This is a genomic window from Segatella hominis (assembly GCF_019249725.2).
Classification (GTDB): domain Bacteria; phylum Bacteroidota; class Bacteroidia; order Bacteroidales; family Bacteroidaceae; genus Prevotella.
Genome location: NZ_CP137559.1, coordinates 1,923,949 through 1,940,216, shown reverse-complemented (window position 1 = coordinate 1,940,216; position 16,268 = coordinate 1,923,949). Strand labels below are relative to the sequence as shown.

Sequence of the window (16,268 nt, the reverse complement as noted above, 5' to 3'; positions counted from 1 at the left end):
AAAGTGTTGTCACTATTGTGCTACTCAGAAGACATACTCATAATAAAAACCCCGAAAGTTTTTTGTCTAACTTTCGGGGTTCATATCATTTATGACGTACCCTTTTATGTAGGGTAGGTTAGGGGTTATAGGCCCCTTGCTTTCAAAAAGCCGGAGGCGTCTGGCTGTTTCATGCCTGTGAAGTCGGTAAACATTTCCATCTGATCCTTGGTGTTGCCTCGACTCAGGATCTTGTCACGGAAGGACTGTCCTACGGCTGGATCTAAAGCGCCATGCTTCGCAAAGTAATCGGCAATGTTTACTGCAAGTACTTCTGTCCATAGATAACTGTAATATCCGGCTGCATATCCGCCATCCCATACGTGATTGAAGTAGGAGGTGCTGTAACGTGGTGGTATCTGTGTGTTGAGCAAACCTATCTTGTAAAGCTCTTCTTTTTCAAAGGCACCTGCCATATATGGGGATGGTACTTCATCTTCACTGATCTTGTGCCATGCCATGTCAAGACAGGTGGCTGCCAGGTTCTCGCCTAATGAATAGGCTGTCTGGAAGTTGATGCTCTTCAGCATGCGGTCCTTCAAATCACTTGGCATCGGCTTGCCTGTCTCGGTATGACGGGCATAGTGGTCGAATATCTCTGGGATGGATGCGAATGACTCGTTAAACTGCGATGGCATCTCTACGAAATCGCGTGCTACAGCTGTTCCGGATAGTGTGTTGTATCTGCAGTCTGAGAGCATGCCGTGAATGGCATGACCGAACTCATGGAACAGGGTGGTGACCTCATCCCAGGTAATCAGGGATGGCTGACCCTCTGGTGCCTTGGCATTGTTGCATACATTATATATGATAGGCAACTGACCGCGCTGCTTGCTCTGCTTGGCAAAGGCACTCATCCATGCTCCGCCACGCTTGGTTGGACGGCGGAAGTAATCACTATAGAAAAGGGCGATTGGCTTGCCGTTCTTGTCGCTTACTTCGAATACCTTCATGTCTGGGTGGTAGGTTGGTATGTCCTTACGCTGCTTGAAGTTCAGACCATATACACGGTGTGCTGCATAGAATACGCCATTTACCTGCACGCTGTCGATATTGAAATATGGCTTTACCTCGTCATCGCTGATATTGAGCATTTCCTTTTTCATTTTGGCTGAATAGTAGAAACGGTCGTATGGCTCCAACTTGAAGTCCTTGCCTTCTGTTTTCTGAGCATATTCCTCTATCGCCTTGGTCTCAACATCTGCCTTAGGTGCATACTCCTTGATAAGCTGTTTGAGGAAATCATCCACATTCTTGGAATTCTTCGCCATAGTCTTTTCCAATGAGTAGTCGGCATAGTTGTCATATCCCATCAGTTTTCCCTTCTCTGCACGGAGTTTCGCTATTTCTGTGACGATAGGGAAGGTGTTGAAATCAGGATTGGTGCCATCTGCACGATGGATGCTTGCCATATAAACCTTGCGACGGAGTTCACGGTTCTGCAGGTTGGTGAGGATAGGCTGCTGCGTGGTATTGATGATGACGATGCAGTATGGTGACTTGCTGCCACGGCTTTCTGCATCCTTCTTGCATTGTGCGATATCTGCCTCACTCAGTCCGGCGAGTTCTTCCTTGCTGTTTACCCAAACCACTGCATTGTTGGTTGCGGCTGGAAGGAGATTGTCCCACTTCTGCTGCAAATCTGAGATGCGGGAATTGATCTGCTTCATGCGCTCCATCTTCTCTGGAGAGAGCAGGGCGCCGGAACGTACGAAACTCTTGTAGATGACCTCGGTGAGTCTCTGGTCTTCTCCCTTGAGTTTCTTATATTCGTTGTCGTAAACGTACTTGATGCGCTTGAATAGTTTCTGATTGAATGAAATCTCGTTGTCCAGTTCGGTGAGCATTGGTGTCGCCTTCTTCTCTGTTTCTGCGATAGCAGGTGTTCTGTGGGCACTGGTGAGTCCGTAGAAGATGCTTGTCACTCTGTCGAGCAACACGCCACTCTCTTCGAAGGCGAGGATGGTGTTCTGGAAGGTAGGCTTCTTCTTGTTGTTGACAATCTTCTGGATGTTGGCACGCTGCTCCTTGATAGCAGCTTCGATAGCAGGAAGATAGTCACTCTCCTGAATCTTACTGAAATCAGGAGCTCCGAAAGGAAGGTTGCTCTTCTGCAAGAGAGGATTCTGACGACTGCCGCCCGCATTTTGGGCGAACGATGAGGCTGGCATCTGCAGCAGGGCAGCAGCCAAACCGAGTGTTAGGAATGTCTTGTTAAGTTTCATCATGTTTTTTGTTTATATTGCAATTATTCTACAAAGATACGCTTTTATTTCGGATTACCGCACATTTTATGGTTTCTTAATAGTGACAAAGCGTAGAGAGGCAGTATGGTAACATGCCTTGTAGCATTGTTGTTGTTGTTGATTTTTAGTTATTTTCAGGTATAAAATAGTATGTTGTTGTAAAAGTTTTTGTACTTTTGCAATAGCATAGTTTAATGATACAATATAATGATGAAACAAACTTTTATACTTCTGTTCTTCCTGTTGACGGCAAGAGTTCGCAGTCTTGAGATGGAGTGTAATTTGCTGATTTTCAGTAATATAGCTGGTAGGAAATCTACATGACCTAACGAAGCGCTTCATTAAGGTCTAATGATGCGCTTCATTAACACTTAACGATGCGCTTCATTAACACCTAACGATGCGCATCATTAGACCTTAATAAAGCGCATCGTTAGAGTTCGTACTTGCACTTCTTTAGAGGAAATGGAACTTAAATATATATTTGTTAATAAAAATGCTTAATTTTCGTTGTCTATAGCTACAGTATCTTTTTGTATTCTCGTGATACAAAATCAGCGAGGGGAAATCCCAATTTCTCTCATTCACAACTCATTTTCCTACCATTGTACCCCAAATGTGGTTTCTGCAAACGGTTTTGACCTCAAACAGCATGACTTGCGAAAATCGGGTGTTAAATTTTGTTTTGCACTCTGTTGGACATTTTCAAAAACGTGACAGAAATATCATTGTGCTGAAACCTGAGAACTTGAGGCTGGAGATGATTGGTATCTTAAAGGATATGACGAAGAGTTATGAGACGGGCGAATGCCTGAATGGGGAGGAATAAGGGCTTTATGTTTCTCTCCTGGAAAGTACATATAAAAAGTGTTTGAGAGAAGAATGAGGAAAGTTTACTGGTTATCAGTTACTTTCCTCATTTTGGTTAAAAGTGGCGAGGACAGACGAAGACGGGAATACGACAAGATGAGACAGAGGAACGTTACCTATCCGTAACCTATACCCCCAATGGGGAATGTTGAGGTTCGGAAGAATAAGGAAGGTTACGAATTGAATTTGAACGCTCTGATTTATAGTGAGTTACTGATGAGCAACGTAAAATTTTTGGTTACGAACCAAATTTGCCGTGTTCTGCCGTGAAATGCGTAGCAAGAAAAGACTCTTCATGTATTAATTTTGAACGCAAAAAAGAATGACGTTATGAAGAGTACATTTTCAATTATCTTCTACCTCAAAAGACAGGTAGTAAAGAAAGATGGTACTGTTCCAGTTATGGGACGTATCACAGTGGACGGAACACAGGCGCAGTTCAGTTGCAAGACAACTGCCAATCCAGATTTGTGGGACACCAAGGGCGGACGCATGATAGGTAAGAGTATGCAGGCTTTGGAAGTGAACCGCAAATTGGACAAGATGCGTGTGAGTATCAGCAAGCATTATCAGGAGATTATGGACAGGGACAACTTCGTCACTGCCGACAAGGTGAAGAACGCCTTTCTTGGCTTGGAGTATCGTTGCCATACACTGATGAAAGTCTATTCTCAAAGCCGTGATGAAATGGAAAAGCAATATAAGGCTGGCATGAAATCTTTGAGTACATACACGAAGTATAGAATCGGGTGTGCCTATGTGGGCGAGTTCTTGCAGACGCATTACCATGTGAAGGATATTGCTCTGAAAGAGTTATCGCTGCCTTTTATCACAGACTACGAGACTTTTCTCAGAACCGACAAGCACTTGAAGATAAACTCTGCGATGGTGTTTGTCCGCAATCTCCGTGCAATGGTATTCCGTGCCATAGATAATGAATGGCTCGTAAAAGACCCATTCAGACGATATGAGTACAAGGAAGAAGAGACCACAAGAGAATTTCTGAGCAAAGAAGAGATTCACCTGTTGATGGAAACACCTATCACAAGAAAGAAGATGAGTATGGTGCGTGACTTGTTCCTGTTCTGTTGTTTTACAGGTCTCGCTTTCATTGATCTGTACAACTTGAAGGAAGAGAACATCAAGGAATTTTTCGATGAAGGTGAATGGATTGTTATCCATCGACAGAAGACTGGAACGGAAGCCAACATCAAGTTGCTTGATTATCCCAAGCAAATTATGGAAAAATACCGTGGATTGTGTGAAGACGGCAGGGTGTTTCCAGTACCCAACTACCAAAGTTGTATGGATTCGCTCAAAAGACTGGGAAAGAAATGTGGTATCACCAAGCCGCTTTCCTGGCATATGAGCCGTCATTCGTTCGCAACCTCGGTTTGCCTCTCCAACGGAGTTCCAATAGAAACCGTGAGTTCAATGCTTGGTCACAAGGACATAAAGACAACCCAGGTGTATGCCAAGATTACCAAGGAAAAATTGAGCAAAGACGTGGAAAAGTTGTCTCAGCAAATAAATAACATTGAGGAATTCACGTTTGGAAATGTTTGCAACGATAATACTAACACTATAAATGGCAGAGTATGAAACGACAAGTGATAACAATACAAGAAGATATGGTCATCTACGCCCCACATCATGGTGAGGTGTGGATGACAGTTTGGGAGATTGCTGAACTGTTGAATGTAACGGGGACAGCAGTGAAGAATACCATCAAGCGCATTTGGAAACAAAGTGTGCTGAAAGACTTCCAGCATTCTCAATACATCAAACTTGAAAATGGATATTCTGCGCATGTCTATGATATGGAAGTGATTATCGCCATAGCACTTCAAATGGATACATACCAAGCCTTGTTGTTCAGACAATGGTTTATCAGTAAGGTTGTGAACCGCAAGGATTTCCAAGCAGAGCAAGTAAAACACGAGTATCCGATGATTATTGTGATGAACGGAACGATGCCAAGAGGTGCAAGTTAGAAATTCTCATCTTTTAATAAGATTCCTACACCTTTATAATATAATAGCGTACAGGGGGAACGATTTTTGTCGTTGTACCCTGTACGCTATTTTTTGTTTCGCTATTATGAAGCAGTACCCTCCCCTTGTGAAACATTGCCGTCGATTATCGGCTTGCGATAATTACCAGTGAGAAGTGCTTGTATCTCGGATTCCGGATAGAGGGTCTTGCCACATAATATAATGTAGGGCAAGATGCCTTGTTTGCGATATTCCTGCAAGGTACGGCGACTAAGCTTCAAATGCTCGGAGAGTTCCTTGTCGGTGAGGTATCGCTCCCCGTCCAAAGGTGGGCTGTAGGACTCGATGAATGAAGATAGCCAGTTGTTGGCTTTCTTCAAGGATTGCATGGCGGTGTCTATCGACTTGCTCTCATGCGTAAGAAGTTGGTTCATGTTCATTGTTTACAATTTGGATTAAGTGGTGAATATAAAATGTGTAGGCTCGCACAGGGTGAAGTTTTAGGCTTTGCCTTGGGCGAGTTTGGCTTTACGCTATACCGATTTGATTCTGGCGATAAGCGGAACGATGGCTTTGACCTCTTCGGGGCAGTAATAGAATTGGCGACCTATCTGGGTATGCCCCAAGAAACGGCGGTCGCGAAGTTTTTGCAAGGTGCGCTGGCTGATGCGAAGTTGCTGGCAGACCTCATGACCTGTAAGCCATTTGTTCAGACGCTTGCCGTTAGCCTTATGCTTCAGCAACTCAACTTTCTTTACCAAGGCATCATATCTTGCCATCATCAAGTCGAATGCCTTCTTTTCCATTGTTACTACTTCCATATTCTCTGTTTTATTGGTTCAACAAATTCGGGTGCAAAGTTAATGTGTGTATGTAGAAAAACAATGAAAATGAATAACTGTGGCAGTGCTTTTCTGGGGTTTGCCGACCGCTTGGCAAGAAAAATCAAGAAAATTATACGTGGGTCATTAATGAGTTGTTAAACGGGTATTTCGCAAATGGTTAATTTTGCCGCCGAGAAATAAAACAACGAATTATATAACATTTCAAACGGAATTAGAATGGAAGTAATAACAATGGAAAGTGCAGCCTTCAAAAAGCTGACAGAACAGTTGACAGAAATAGTCCAGTACGCGCGATTGGCAAAAATGGCATTTCAAGAGAACTTGACGGGTAAGGGATTGAAGCCGATGTTGACCAATGACGATGCAGCTAAGATGCTTGGTGTGAGCAAGCGCACCTTGCAGCGAATGCGCTCAGAGAACCGCATTGATTTTATTAAAATTGGCAATCAATGCCGATACCAAGTTGAAGCCATTGAAAGAATGGTTGAGGAACGAACAATAGCAAAGGAAACAAGAGCATGGAAGATGGAACATTGAGAAAACTGGAGTTATATCTTCATGACCTACACAAAAAGATAGACGGCATCTACGACATGCTGATGTTGAGACACGAACGAGAGACGGAGCAAAAAGGAAGTTCTGCCATCAATGAAAAATTGCTTGACAACCAAGACCTCTGCCTCTTATTTCAAATATCCCCTCGTTCCCTTCAACGCTATCGCAGTCTGGGAGTGCTTCCCTACAAGCGTTTGGGGCAGAAAACCTATTACACGGAAGAGGATGTGATGCAGTTTGTAGAGAATAATGTCAAAGAATTCAAGAAAGAGAATGTGGAGCATTACTTGACTCGCATTCATCAGAAATTCAAATAACAACAGTATTCACCATTAAACATTTACAATTATGGTACAAAAGAAAAAGAGTGATGAACAGGACGTGCTGGTAGTCCGTGACGAAAAGACGGGCGAAATCAGTGTCGTCGCCGGACTCAGCAGGGACGGCACACCGAAGCGAGCGCCCGCCAAGGCGGAGAACGCGCCAGACTTCCTGCGTTTTGACCGCAACAGTGACTTGATGGACAGTTTCTTCCGAAACTTCTTCCGCCAGTGCAAGGAGCCAAGCCGATTCGGATTCTACCGCATCGCGGCAGACCAGGTGGAAAACCTGCTTGGCGTGATGAAGGAGTTGCTGAAAGATCCGGAGGCTAACAAGGAGATTCTTTCCGCCCACAAGGTTGACACCTCCAATTATGAGAAAGAGGCAAAGCAATCGGAAGGTCAGGCGAAAGAAACCGCATCATCGGACGATGCGTCCAAGACGCAAGCTAACACAGAAAAAGAGAATGTATCATCTGAACAAACCAACGAAAAAGAGAACGACATGGAACAGAAACCAGAACAGACCGCAACCGAACAGCAGGCACAGACCGCTCCGGGTGTAAAGCAGAACCTCATTAGTGGTAACGATGTGAACCTGCAGGAATTGGGTGCCAAATATGGCATAGACTTCAACAGTATGAATGAGAAGGATATGAAAGCCCTGCTCAACTACGGCAAGACGGGGCTTGTGATTGTGAAGCCGACCTTCGGCGGTGAACAGATAGAGATACAGGCCCGTCTGTCATTCCGCAAGGACGATAACGACCAGTTGCAACTCGTGCCGCATTTCGTGCGCAATGAGCCAAAACTCGATGTCGCTTACAAAGGCTATACCTTCACTCCAGAGGACAAGAAGAACCTGTTGCAGAACGGCAACCTCGGAAAGGTAGTGGATTTCCCCGACAAGAACACAGGTGAGCTGCGTCCTCATTTCATCAGTATCGACCGTCTCACCAATGAGATTGTTGACATACCTACCAACAAGGTGCGCATACCCGATACCATCGGCAAGACACCTATTACCAAGGACGACAAGAGAGTGCTCTACTCAGGTATTCCGCTTCGCAAGGAGATTGAGCTTGCCAACGGGCGCAAGTTTACACCGCTGCTGCAGGTGAATGTGGAACAGCGTGGTGTGGAGTTCGTGCCTGGCAGCACAAGACAGGCACAAGGTCAGAAACAGAATGGCGACAAGAAGCAGACCGCTGACAAGCAGGAGCAGAAGGCAGAAGGTGATACGGGCGGTCAGAAGAAGCAACAAAATCCCAACCACTGGCTCAATGAGGATGGAACCATCCGCCGACTCAACACCTATTTCAAGAAGGAGTTGACCGAGCAGCAGAAGGACGACTATGTGGCAGGCAAGACCATAGAAATCAAGGAAGTGCCCAACAAGAACGGCACCGGTACCTATACCGCCTACGTAAAGTTCGACTTCGACAAGATGCAGCCACGTTCCTACCGCAACAACCCCGACCTAAAGCAGGCAAAGGAACAGATTCCTACCAATGAGAACAAGGTACAAGTCGCCGTCAACGAGCAGGGCAAGACCCATGAGGCGACCAAGCACACCAAGGAGCCGCTGAGTCCGGGACAGTCTGCGCCAAAGAACGAAAAGCAGCAGAAGGAACAGAACGCTGAGGAACAGAAGCCAAAGAGAAAGGCAAGAAGCGTGAAGATGTAGTTGCCGCCACTTGATCCACAGAGTTAATCATCCATCATAACAACCGACATCTGCGACCGTCTATCCCACGGTTGCGGATGTCACAAAAACAACAGACAATGAAGACAATCATCGCAGAGAAACCAAGCGTAGCCAAGGAAATCGCCCACATTGTGGGAGCTGACAAGCGTGAGGAAGGCTATATGCATGGCAATGGCTATTTTGTGACATGGGCATTCGGACATTTAGTGCAGCCAGCCATGCCGGAAACTTACGGCATGAAGGGATTCCATGCAGAGAATCTGCCTGTGGTTCCCGACCCGTTCGTTCTTGTTCCCCGACAAGTCAAGACAGAGAACGGCTACAAACCCGATGCAGGTGTGCTTGCCCAGATTAAAATTATCGGCAAGCTGTTTGACAGCAGTGAGCGCATTATCGTAGCAACCGATGCCGGACGTGAGGGAGAATTGATTTTCCGATACCTCTATGCGTATCTCGGTTGCAGGAAACCTTTCGACCGTCTCTGGATCAGTTCGCTTACGGACACTGCCATCCGTGAGGGACTTCAGAACCTCAAGGACGGAAAGGAGTATGACAATCTCTATCATGCAGCCAAGGCACGAAGTGAGGCAGACTGGCTCGTCGGCATCAACGGCACACAAGCCCTGACGATAGCCGCAGGACGTGGCACCTATTCCGTAGGTCGTGTGCAGACTCCGACCCTTGGCATGGTGTGCGAACGCTATTGGGAACACAAGCGTTTCGAGTCGAAACCGTTCTGGCAGGTACACTTCGGTGTGGTTGATGCAGACAGTGGCAATATACTGAAGTTCACATCTGCCAACCGATGGACAGACAAAGCCATCGCAACCGACATATATAATAAGGTGAAAGATACCGGTTCTGCCATCATAACAAAGGTCGCAACCAAGCGAAAGGTGGAGAAGGCACCGCTCCTTTACGACCTCACCACCTTGCAGAAAGAAGCCAACTCCCAGCATGGCTTCACGGCAGAGCATACACTCTCCATCGCCCAGAAACTCTACGAGGCAAAGTTCATCACCTATCCAAGAACATCAAGCCGCTATATCTCGGATGATGTATTTGCCACCCTTCCCAAACTTTTCAAAAATCTGGAGAATCATTCGGAATATGGAGAAAAAGTGAAACTCTTGCCTGGCAGTGAGGACTACAGCAAGAACAGCGTGAATGCAGCCAAGGTGACCGATCACCATGCCCTGCTCATCACAGAGAATCCTGCCATCGGTCTTTTCAAGGACGAGAAAATCGTTTATGACATGATATTGTGCCGGATGATTGAAGCGTTCTCGGCAGACTGCATCAAGGACATCACATCAGTAACGGCGCAAGTGGATCATGACGTCGAATTTGGCATCAGTGGCTCCATCATCCGACAGACTGGCTGGCGAGCGTTGTCGCTCAAGGAAAAGAACAACAGGCTGGACAAGGATGCAGACGCAACCGACAATGAGGTCAAGGAGCAAGTCATTCCCAACTGGCAAGAAGGACAGCATGTCACTCTTTCTGGCTGCACCATCACGGAGGGCAAGACCAAACCGAAGCCATTGCATACGGAATCCACATTGCTTGCAGCAATGGAAAATCCGTGCAAGCGAGAGCAGATCCAAACTTGTTTGGATTTGCCGAGTGCAGCCGGATTTGGCGGAACGCAAACCGCAGGCAAAGAGATAGAAGATGATACGATGCGCCAGGCAATGAAGGACTGCGGCATAGGTACACCAGCTACACGTGCCGCCATCATCGAAACCCTGCTCAAACGAGAGTATATGGTGCGCCAGAAGAAGAAACTTGTGCCGACAGAAAAAGGACTCGCCCTACATTCCGTGGTGAAGAACATGGCGATTGCCAATGTGGAGATGACGGGCAAATGGGAGGCGGAACTTGCCAAGATTGAACGAGGTGAAGCAAGTGCAGACGGGTTCACCCATAGTATCGAAGGCTATACCCGTGAAATCACTGCGGAGCTGTTAGGTTGTGACAGACTTTTCAGCCACAAGGATTCCGGCTGCCAGTGTCCTAAATGCAAGCAAGGCACTATGCAGTTCTTCGGAAAGGTAGTAAGATGCAGTAACAAGGAGTGCGGTATGCCAGTGTTCAAGCAGGTAGCAGGAAAGTTGCTCACTGATGCCGACATCACCGACTTGCTTACCAAGGGCAAGACCAGAACGCTCAATGGTTTCACCAGCAAGCAAGGCAAACCATTCTCCGCAGCCATAGCCTTTGACGAGAATTTCAACACGAAATTCGTCTTTGCAGAGCGCAAAACAGCAGAAAAGCGAGGAAATGTGAAGAGATACAAGAAATAGTTTGTACCTTTGCCACCGAAACATGGTTCATAAATGGTGTCTTTATTCAGGATGCTTTTATTTACTGTGGATTAAGTGGCGGCACTCGGAGGGATACCGAGTGCCTTTTCTTGCTTTCACACAAACACCAACCGCCATCCACGGTTTATTATTCACCACTTAATCCATTCAACAGACAGATGAACAGAAAGAAACAGGCACAGACAGAACTGTCCTATTACGGACTGTACCTCCTGAACCATCTCAGGGAGAACCGTTTTCCACAAGCCAACGATGCGGACTTTATCCGCGAACGTGCAGACCATGCCGCAGAAGTATATGAGCAGGCACGGCGTGATGCCCTCTTTGCCGATGCGGCACAAGAACTTGCCATGGCAGCATTGCTGAAAGGTCTCCGCTTTTCCAAGTACAGCATCCTGTATGATGTTGTTGACAGTGAGTTTCCACTGGAGGTAGCAGTAGAAGATCAGGAAGCGTTTGTCAAGAACCTCCTGCCTTTGGTTGATAACGTGTATTCCATTTACAACCTCACCGATGACGATTTTGCCCAGTCACCGGACTACGACCAGCTCTACACAGAGTTGACGGGAGCCGTAGCCCTTTTCATAGAGTCAAATGGCGTACAATAGAAAGCAACGTCTGAACGACAACATCAAGGCGATAGAGACGGCATTCATCCTTGACAGGGAACAGCGCACACCGACCGCCCGTGAGCGTCTCCTTCTGGAGCGTTACTGCGGATTCGGTGGATTGAAGTGCATCCTGAACCCTGCCAGGGAACTGGCGGATGCCGTCCATTGGGCAAAGTCAGACCTTGAGTTGTTTGCTCCAACCGTGGAGCTGCATAGACTTATCCGTGAAAACAGCAAGAACGAAAGCGAGTACAAACAGTTGATGGACAGTCTGAAACAGTCTGTCCTCACGGCATTCTACACGCCGTCAGCCATTACAGAGGCTTTGGCGGATGTATTGAAAGAGCATCATATCATCCCCGAAAAGGTTCTTGAACCCTCGGCAGGCATCGGTGTCTTTGTCGATTCCGTCTTGGATAACAATCCCAAGGCAGACATTATGGCATTTGAAAAAGACCTGCTTACGGGAAAGATACTTCGCCATCTGCACCCAAAGCAGAAAGTGCGCATAGAGGGATTCGAGAAGATAGAAAAGCCTTTCAATGACTACTTCGACCTCGCCATCTCAAATATTCCGTTTGGCGATGTTGCCGTATTTGATCCGTCCTATACAGCCATGAAAGGCATGAGGGCACTTGTCACCAGACGCATACACAACTACTTCTTTGTCAAGGCTCTTGATACGGTAAGGGACGGCGGGTTAGTTGCCTTCATCACCTCACAAGGCGTATTGAATGCCAAAAACAACAGTGCCGCGCGTTTTATGATGCTCTATCATGCAGATCTCGTGTCAGCGATTCGTCTTCCCAACAACCTGTTCACGGAAAATGCCAATACGGAAGTGGGCAGTGACCTCATCATCCTCCAGAAAAACAGCCAAAAGGAGTCGCTGCGAGGAGACGACAACCTGCTTGATACCGTCTATAATGACGAGAACCGCATTCCGACAAACAACTACTTTCTGGAGCATCCGGAACGCATTATCCATACAACAGCAAAGTTGGATACTGACCCGTTCGGCAAACCTGCAATGATATACACGCATGAGGATGGTGTGGAAGGCATTGCAGAGGATTTGCGAAAGATGCTCCATGAAGACTTTAAGAAGAACCTCAAATTGAACCGATACTTGGGGATAGAGGAAACAATGGCTGAGGAAGTTAAGGAGGTAGAAGATACAGAAAAGATAGAAAAAACAGAGAAGATAAAGCCTTCCTTTGAGGAAAAGCAGAACGATACGGTAGTATCCTTGCAAAAGCAGGAAAAGCCTACTGATGATGCAGAGCTATCCCAAAAGTCCAATCATCAGCAGCCACCAGTCCAAATGACGCTGTTTGACCTTTGGGGAATGGAAGAAGAAAACCGTCAGGCTGTACATTCAACGAAGAAAAAAGCAGAGGTAACAGTGGGTGCTGTCGCCAAGAAAGTGTCAAGAAAGAAAGCAAGTCCATTGGTAAAAAGCGTCAATCCGACTTTTGAAGTTGTGACAAAGCCTGTGGAAAAAGAAGAAAAGCCTTCGTTGACAGATGCAAAAGAGCAGGAAACAGCACAGGAGACAAAACCAATCCTGCCTGGTGATGAGCCATACGCAAGCATCTCTTGGGAAGAGAATCCGCCAATCAACGGCTTTTACGAGATGATGATGACCATGGCTCCCGAAGACAGGGTACGGCTGCGCCAAAAGGCGGAACTGCACCGTCAGGAGCAACTCAAGGCTCTGGGCGTTGAAGATACGCTTGATCCGAAGTTCAAACCTCCGATGGAACCGATAGAAGTTCTCAAAGCTCAAATCGGGCATGGACAGTCGAAAGAGAATGAGGCAAAAGAAGATTCCAAGACTCAGAACATATTGGAAGAAACAAATCATGAGCGGGAACAACAAAAAGAGCAAGAAAGAAAGCGGGAAGAGCAGGCAAGGAAGAAAGAGGATGTTATGAAGCCCCGTCCATTTGATGAGAAACTGGAAAGTTTTCATCGTGAGGGTTCTATGGTGCTCGACTCTGCCAGAAACATCGGTGTATTGAAAGACCTTACCAAGTATGGTGCTACCTTCATGCCGTTAGATCTGAATATGGAGCAGAAAGAAAAGGCAGTCTTGTATATCGCCCTCCGTGATGCTTATCAGAAACTTTACACTTATGAAGCGGAAGAACAGACGGAAAACAAGCAGATGCGTGAGAGTCTGAATGTCTATTATGACGCTTTCTTCATCCGCTTCGGCAACCTCAATGCCAAGCAGAGCGTGAAGTTCATCCTTATGGATGCCTCAGGGCGCGACATGCTGTCATTGGAACGGGTGGAAAACGGACAGTTCACAAAGTCAGACATCTTCGACCATCCTGTATCTTTTTCGCTTGACGAGGTCAGCCATGTTGATTCTCCAGAGGAAGCGCTCACCGCCTCGCTCAACAAGTTCGGCCGTATCGACTTGCCGTATATGACAGAATTATCGGATATGCCGGAACAGGAACTGACGGAAGCGCTTAAAGGACGCATCTATTACAATCCGCTCATAGACGGCTACGAGATAGCCGACCGCTTCATTGCTGGCAATGTCATAGAGAAAGCGGAGCGTATAGAAGAATGGCTGAAGGAAAATCCAGACCATGCAATCGTGAGAGAGTCGTTGGAAGCCTTGAAGGCAAGCTTTCCCGAACCGATAGCCTTTGAGGACCTGGACTTCAACTTCGGTGAGCGTTGGATACCTACAGGTGTCTATTCCGCTTACATGAGCCACCTCTTCAATACACAGGTCAGCATCGTCTATTCCGACAGCATGGACGAATATTCGGCAAAATGCAGTATGAAGACCATGGCCATCACGGATGAGTATATGGTGAAGGGATATTACCGCCAATATGACGGCATGAGTCTCCTGAAACATGCCCTGCACAACACCTGTCCCGACATGATGAAGAGCATCGGTGAGGATGAACACGGCAACGACATCAAGGTGCGTGACAGTGAGGGCATACAGCTCGCCAATGCCAAGATTGACGAAATCCGCAACGGGTTCACTGAATGGCTGGAAGAGCAGTCTGACTCCTTTAAGGAACGCTTGACAACGATGTACAACCGGAAGTTCAACTGCTTTGTGCGTCCGAAGTATGACGGTTCTCACCAGACCTTCCCCGGCTTGGACTTGAAAGCCCTTGGCGGAAAGTATGGAGTCAAGAGTGTGTATCCAAGTCAGAAGGACTGTGTTTGGATGCTTTTGCAGAACGGCGGCGGGATATGTGACCACGCCGTAGGTACAGGCAAGACCCTCATCATGTGCATGGCTGCGCATGAGATGAAACGCCTCGGTATGGCTCATAAGCCGATGATTATCGGACTGAAAGCCAATGTCGCGGAGATAGCTGCCACCTATCAGACAGCTTATCCCCATGCGAGGATACTCTATGCCTCGGAGAAGGATTTTTCCACCAAGAACCGTGTCAGTTTCTTCAACAACATCAAGAACAACGACTATGACTGTGTAATCATGTCGCATGACCAGTTCGGGAAGATACCGCAATCGCCAGAACTCCAGCGGCAGATATTGCAGGCAGAGCTTGATACCGTGGAGGAAAACTTGGAGGTGATACGCACGCAGGGCAAAGACGTGTCACGGGGAATGCTCAAAGGCTTGGAAAAGCGAAAGCAGAATCTGGAGGTGAAGTTGCAGAAGATAGCCTACAGCATCGAGCAACGTACCGATGATGTGGTGGATTTCCGCATGATGGGCATCGACCACTTGTTTGTGGACGAGAGCCACCAGTTCAAGAACCTCATGTTCAACACCCGTCATGACCGTGTGGCAGGACTCGGCAACAGCGAGGGAAGCCAGAAGGCACTCAACATGCTCTTTGCCATCCGAACCATACAGGAGCGGACAGGCAGAGACTTGGGAGCGACATTCCTGTCGGGAACAACCATCAGTAACTCACTAACAGAGTTGTATCTGCTCTTCAAGTACCTGCGCCCCAAGGAACTGGAGCGTCAGGACATCCGCTGCTTCGATGCGTGGGCGGCCATCTTCGCCAAGAAGACTACCGACTTCGAGTTTAACGTCACCAACAACATCGTGCAGAAGGAACGTTTCAGATACTTTATCAAAGTGCCGGAGCTTGCTGCCTTCTACAACGAGATAACCGACTATCGCACGGCGGAGGCGGTTGGTGTGGACAGACCACAGAAGAACGAGATTCTTCATAACATACCGCCGACACCCGAGCAGGAGGACTTCATCCAAAAACTGATGGAGTTTGCCAAGACGGGCGATGCCACCATCCTCGGCAGACTGCCACTGTCGGAAACGGAAGAGAAGGCAAAGATGCTCATAGCCACAGACTATGCCCGAAAGATGGCTCTCGACATGCGCATGATAGACCCGACTTGTGAGGACCATTCCGACAACAAGGCAAGCCATTGTGCCAAGATGATAGCGGACTATTACAAACGCTATGACAATCACAAGGGCACGCAGTTCGTGTTCTCCGACTTGGGAACATACCGACCGGGCGAATGGAACGTGTATTCAGAAATCAAGCGTAAGCTGATAGAGGATTACGGCATACCGTCGTCTGAAATCCGCTTCATTCAGGAGTGCAAGAACGAGAGGGCAAGAAAGGCGGTGATAGCAGCCATGAACGAGGGTTCGGTACGAGTATTGTTCGGCTCCACCTCCATGTTGGGTACAGGTGTAAACGCGCAAAAACGGTGTGTGGCTATTCATCATTTGGATACACCGTGGGTGCGACATGAAGTCGCA

The 16,268-nt window shown here is 47.2% G+C and carries 10 protein-coding genes and 1 pseudogene; 8 read left to right on the top strand and 3 right to left on the bottom strand.

Annotation, left to right across the window (positions count from 1 at the left end; translation table 11 throughout):
• Nucleotides 1-125: 125 nt before the first annotated feature.
• Nucleotides 126-2,267: a M3 family metallopeptidase gene (locus tag KUA50_RS08060; RefSeq protein ID WP_256624236.1), complete on the bottom strand. Its 2,142-nt coding sequence runs from the start codon at nt 2,265-2,267 to the stop codon at nt 126-128.
• 1,218 nt (nt 2,268-3,485) lie between these two features.
• Here KUA50_RS08060 and KUA50_RS08055 point away from each other — a divergent pair.
• Entirely contained in the window at nt 3,486-4,757 is a 1,272-nt protein-coding gene (locus KUA50_RS08055) for a site-specific integrase (RefSeq protein WP_004312236.1), read from the top strand.
• Nucleotides 4,754-5,149 (top strand): hypothetical protein, encoded by a 396-nt coding sequence (locus KUA50_RS08050; protein WP_256624237.1) that lies wholly within the window; start codon nt 4,754-4,756, stop codon nt 5,147-5,149. Before KUA50_RS08055 ends, KUA50_RS08050 begins: the two co-directional genes overlap by 4 nt.
• Before the next feature lie 104 nt (nt 5,150-5,253).
• On the opposite strand, the gene KUA50_RS08045 is transcribed toward KUA50_RS08050, so the two are convergent.
• Both KUA50_RS08045 and KUA50_RS08040 read right to left on the bottom strand, forming a co-directional pair.
• Nucleotides 5,254-5,589, bottom strand: a complete 336-nt coding sequence (locus tag KUA50_RS08045; protein ID WP_153094678.1) for a helix-turn-helix domain-containing protein — start codon at nt 5,587-5,589, stop codon at nt 5,254-5,256.
• Between the two features lie 93 nt (nt 5,590-5,682).
• The gene (locus KUA50_RS08040; RefSeq protein ID WP_071122342.1) at nt 5,683-5,970 is read right to left on the bottom strand and encodes a helix-turn-helix domain-containing protein; all 288 of its coding nucleotides are present in this window, start codon (nt 5,968-5,970) and stop codon (nt 5,683-5,685) included.
• 240 nt (nt 5,971-6,210) lie between these two features.
• Here KUA50_RS08040 and KUA50_RS08035 point away from each other — a divergent pair, with 240 nt between their 5' ends.
• From KUA50_RS08035 to KUA50_RS08010, 6 genes and pseudogenes are all read left to right on the top strand, one after another.
• Nucleotides 6,211-6,531, top strand: coding sequence for a helix-turn-helix domain-containing protein (locus tag KUA50_RS08035; protein WP_218456807.1), 321 nt, complete (start codon nt 6,211-6,213; stop codon nt 6,529-6,531).
• A gap of 56 nt (nt 6,532-6,587) precedes the next feature.
• Nucleotides 6,588-6,866, top strand: coding sequence for a helix-turn-helix domain-containing protein (locus tag KUA50_RS08030; protein ID WP_081978971.1), 279 nt, complete (start codon nt 6,588-6,590; stop codon nt 6,864-6,866).
• Nucleotides 6,867-6,897: 31 nt separating this feature from the next.
• Nucleotides 6,898-8,556 carry a DUF4099 domain-containing protein gene (locus KUA50_RS08025; RefSeq protein ID WP_218456808.1) on the top strand — a complete coding sequence of 553 codons (1,659 nt, stop codon included), beginning with the start codon at nt 6,898-6,900 and terminating at the stop codon, nt 8,554-8,556.
• A 98-nt stretch (nt 8,557-8,654) separates the two neighbouring features.
• A complete protein-coding gene (locus KUA50_RS08020) occupies nt 8,655-10,883 on the top strand; it encodes a type IA DNA topoisomerase (RefSeq protein ID WP_218456809.1) in 2,229 nt (742 codons plus the stop codon).
• Between the two features lie 179 nt (nt 10,884-11,062).
• Nucleotides 11,063-11,512, top strand: coding sequence for a DUF1896 domain-containing protein (locus KUA50_RS08015; protein ID WP_218456810.1), 450 nt, complete (start codon nt 11,063-11,065; stop codon nt 11,510-11,512).
• Nucleotides 11,499-16,250: pseudogene (locus KUA50_RS08010) on the top strand (DNA methylase); the annotation flags it as partial. The gene KUA50_RS08015 and the pseudogene KUA50_RS08010, both read left to right, overlap by 14 nt.
• Nucleotides 16,251-16,268 lie beyond the last annotated feature (18 nt).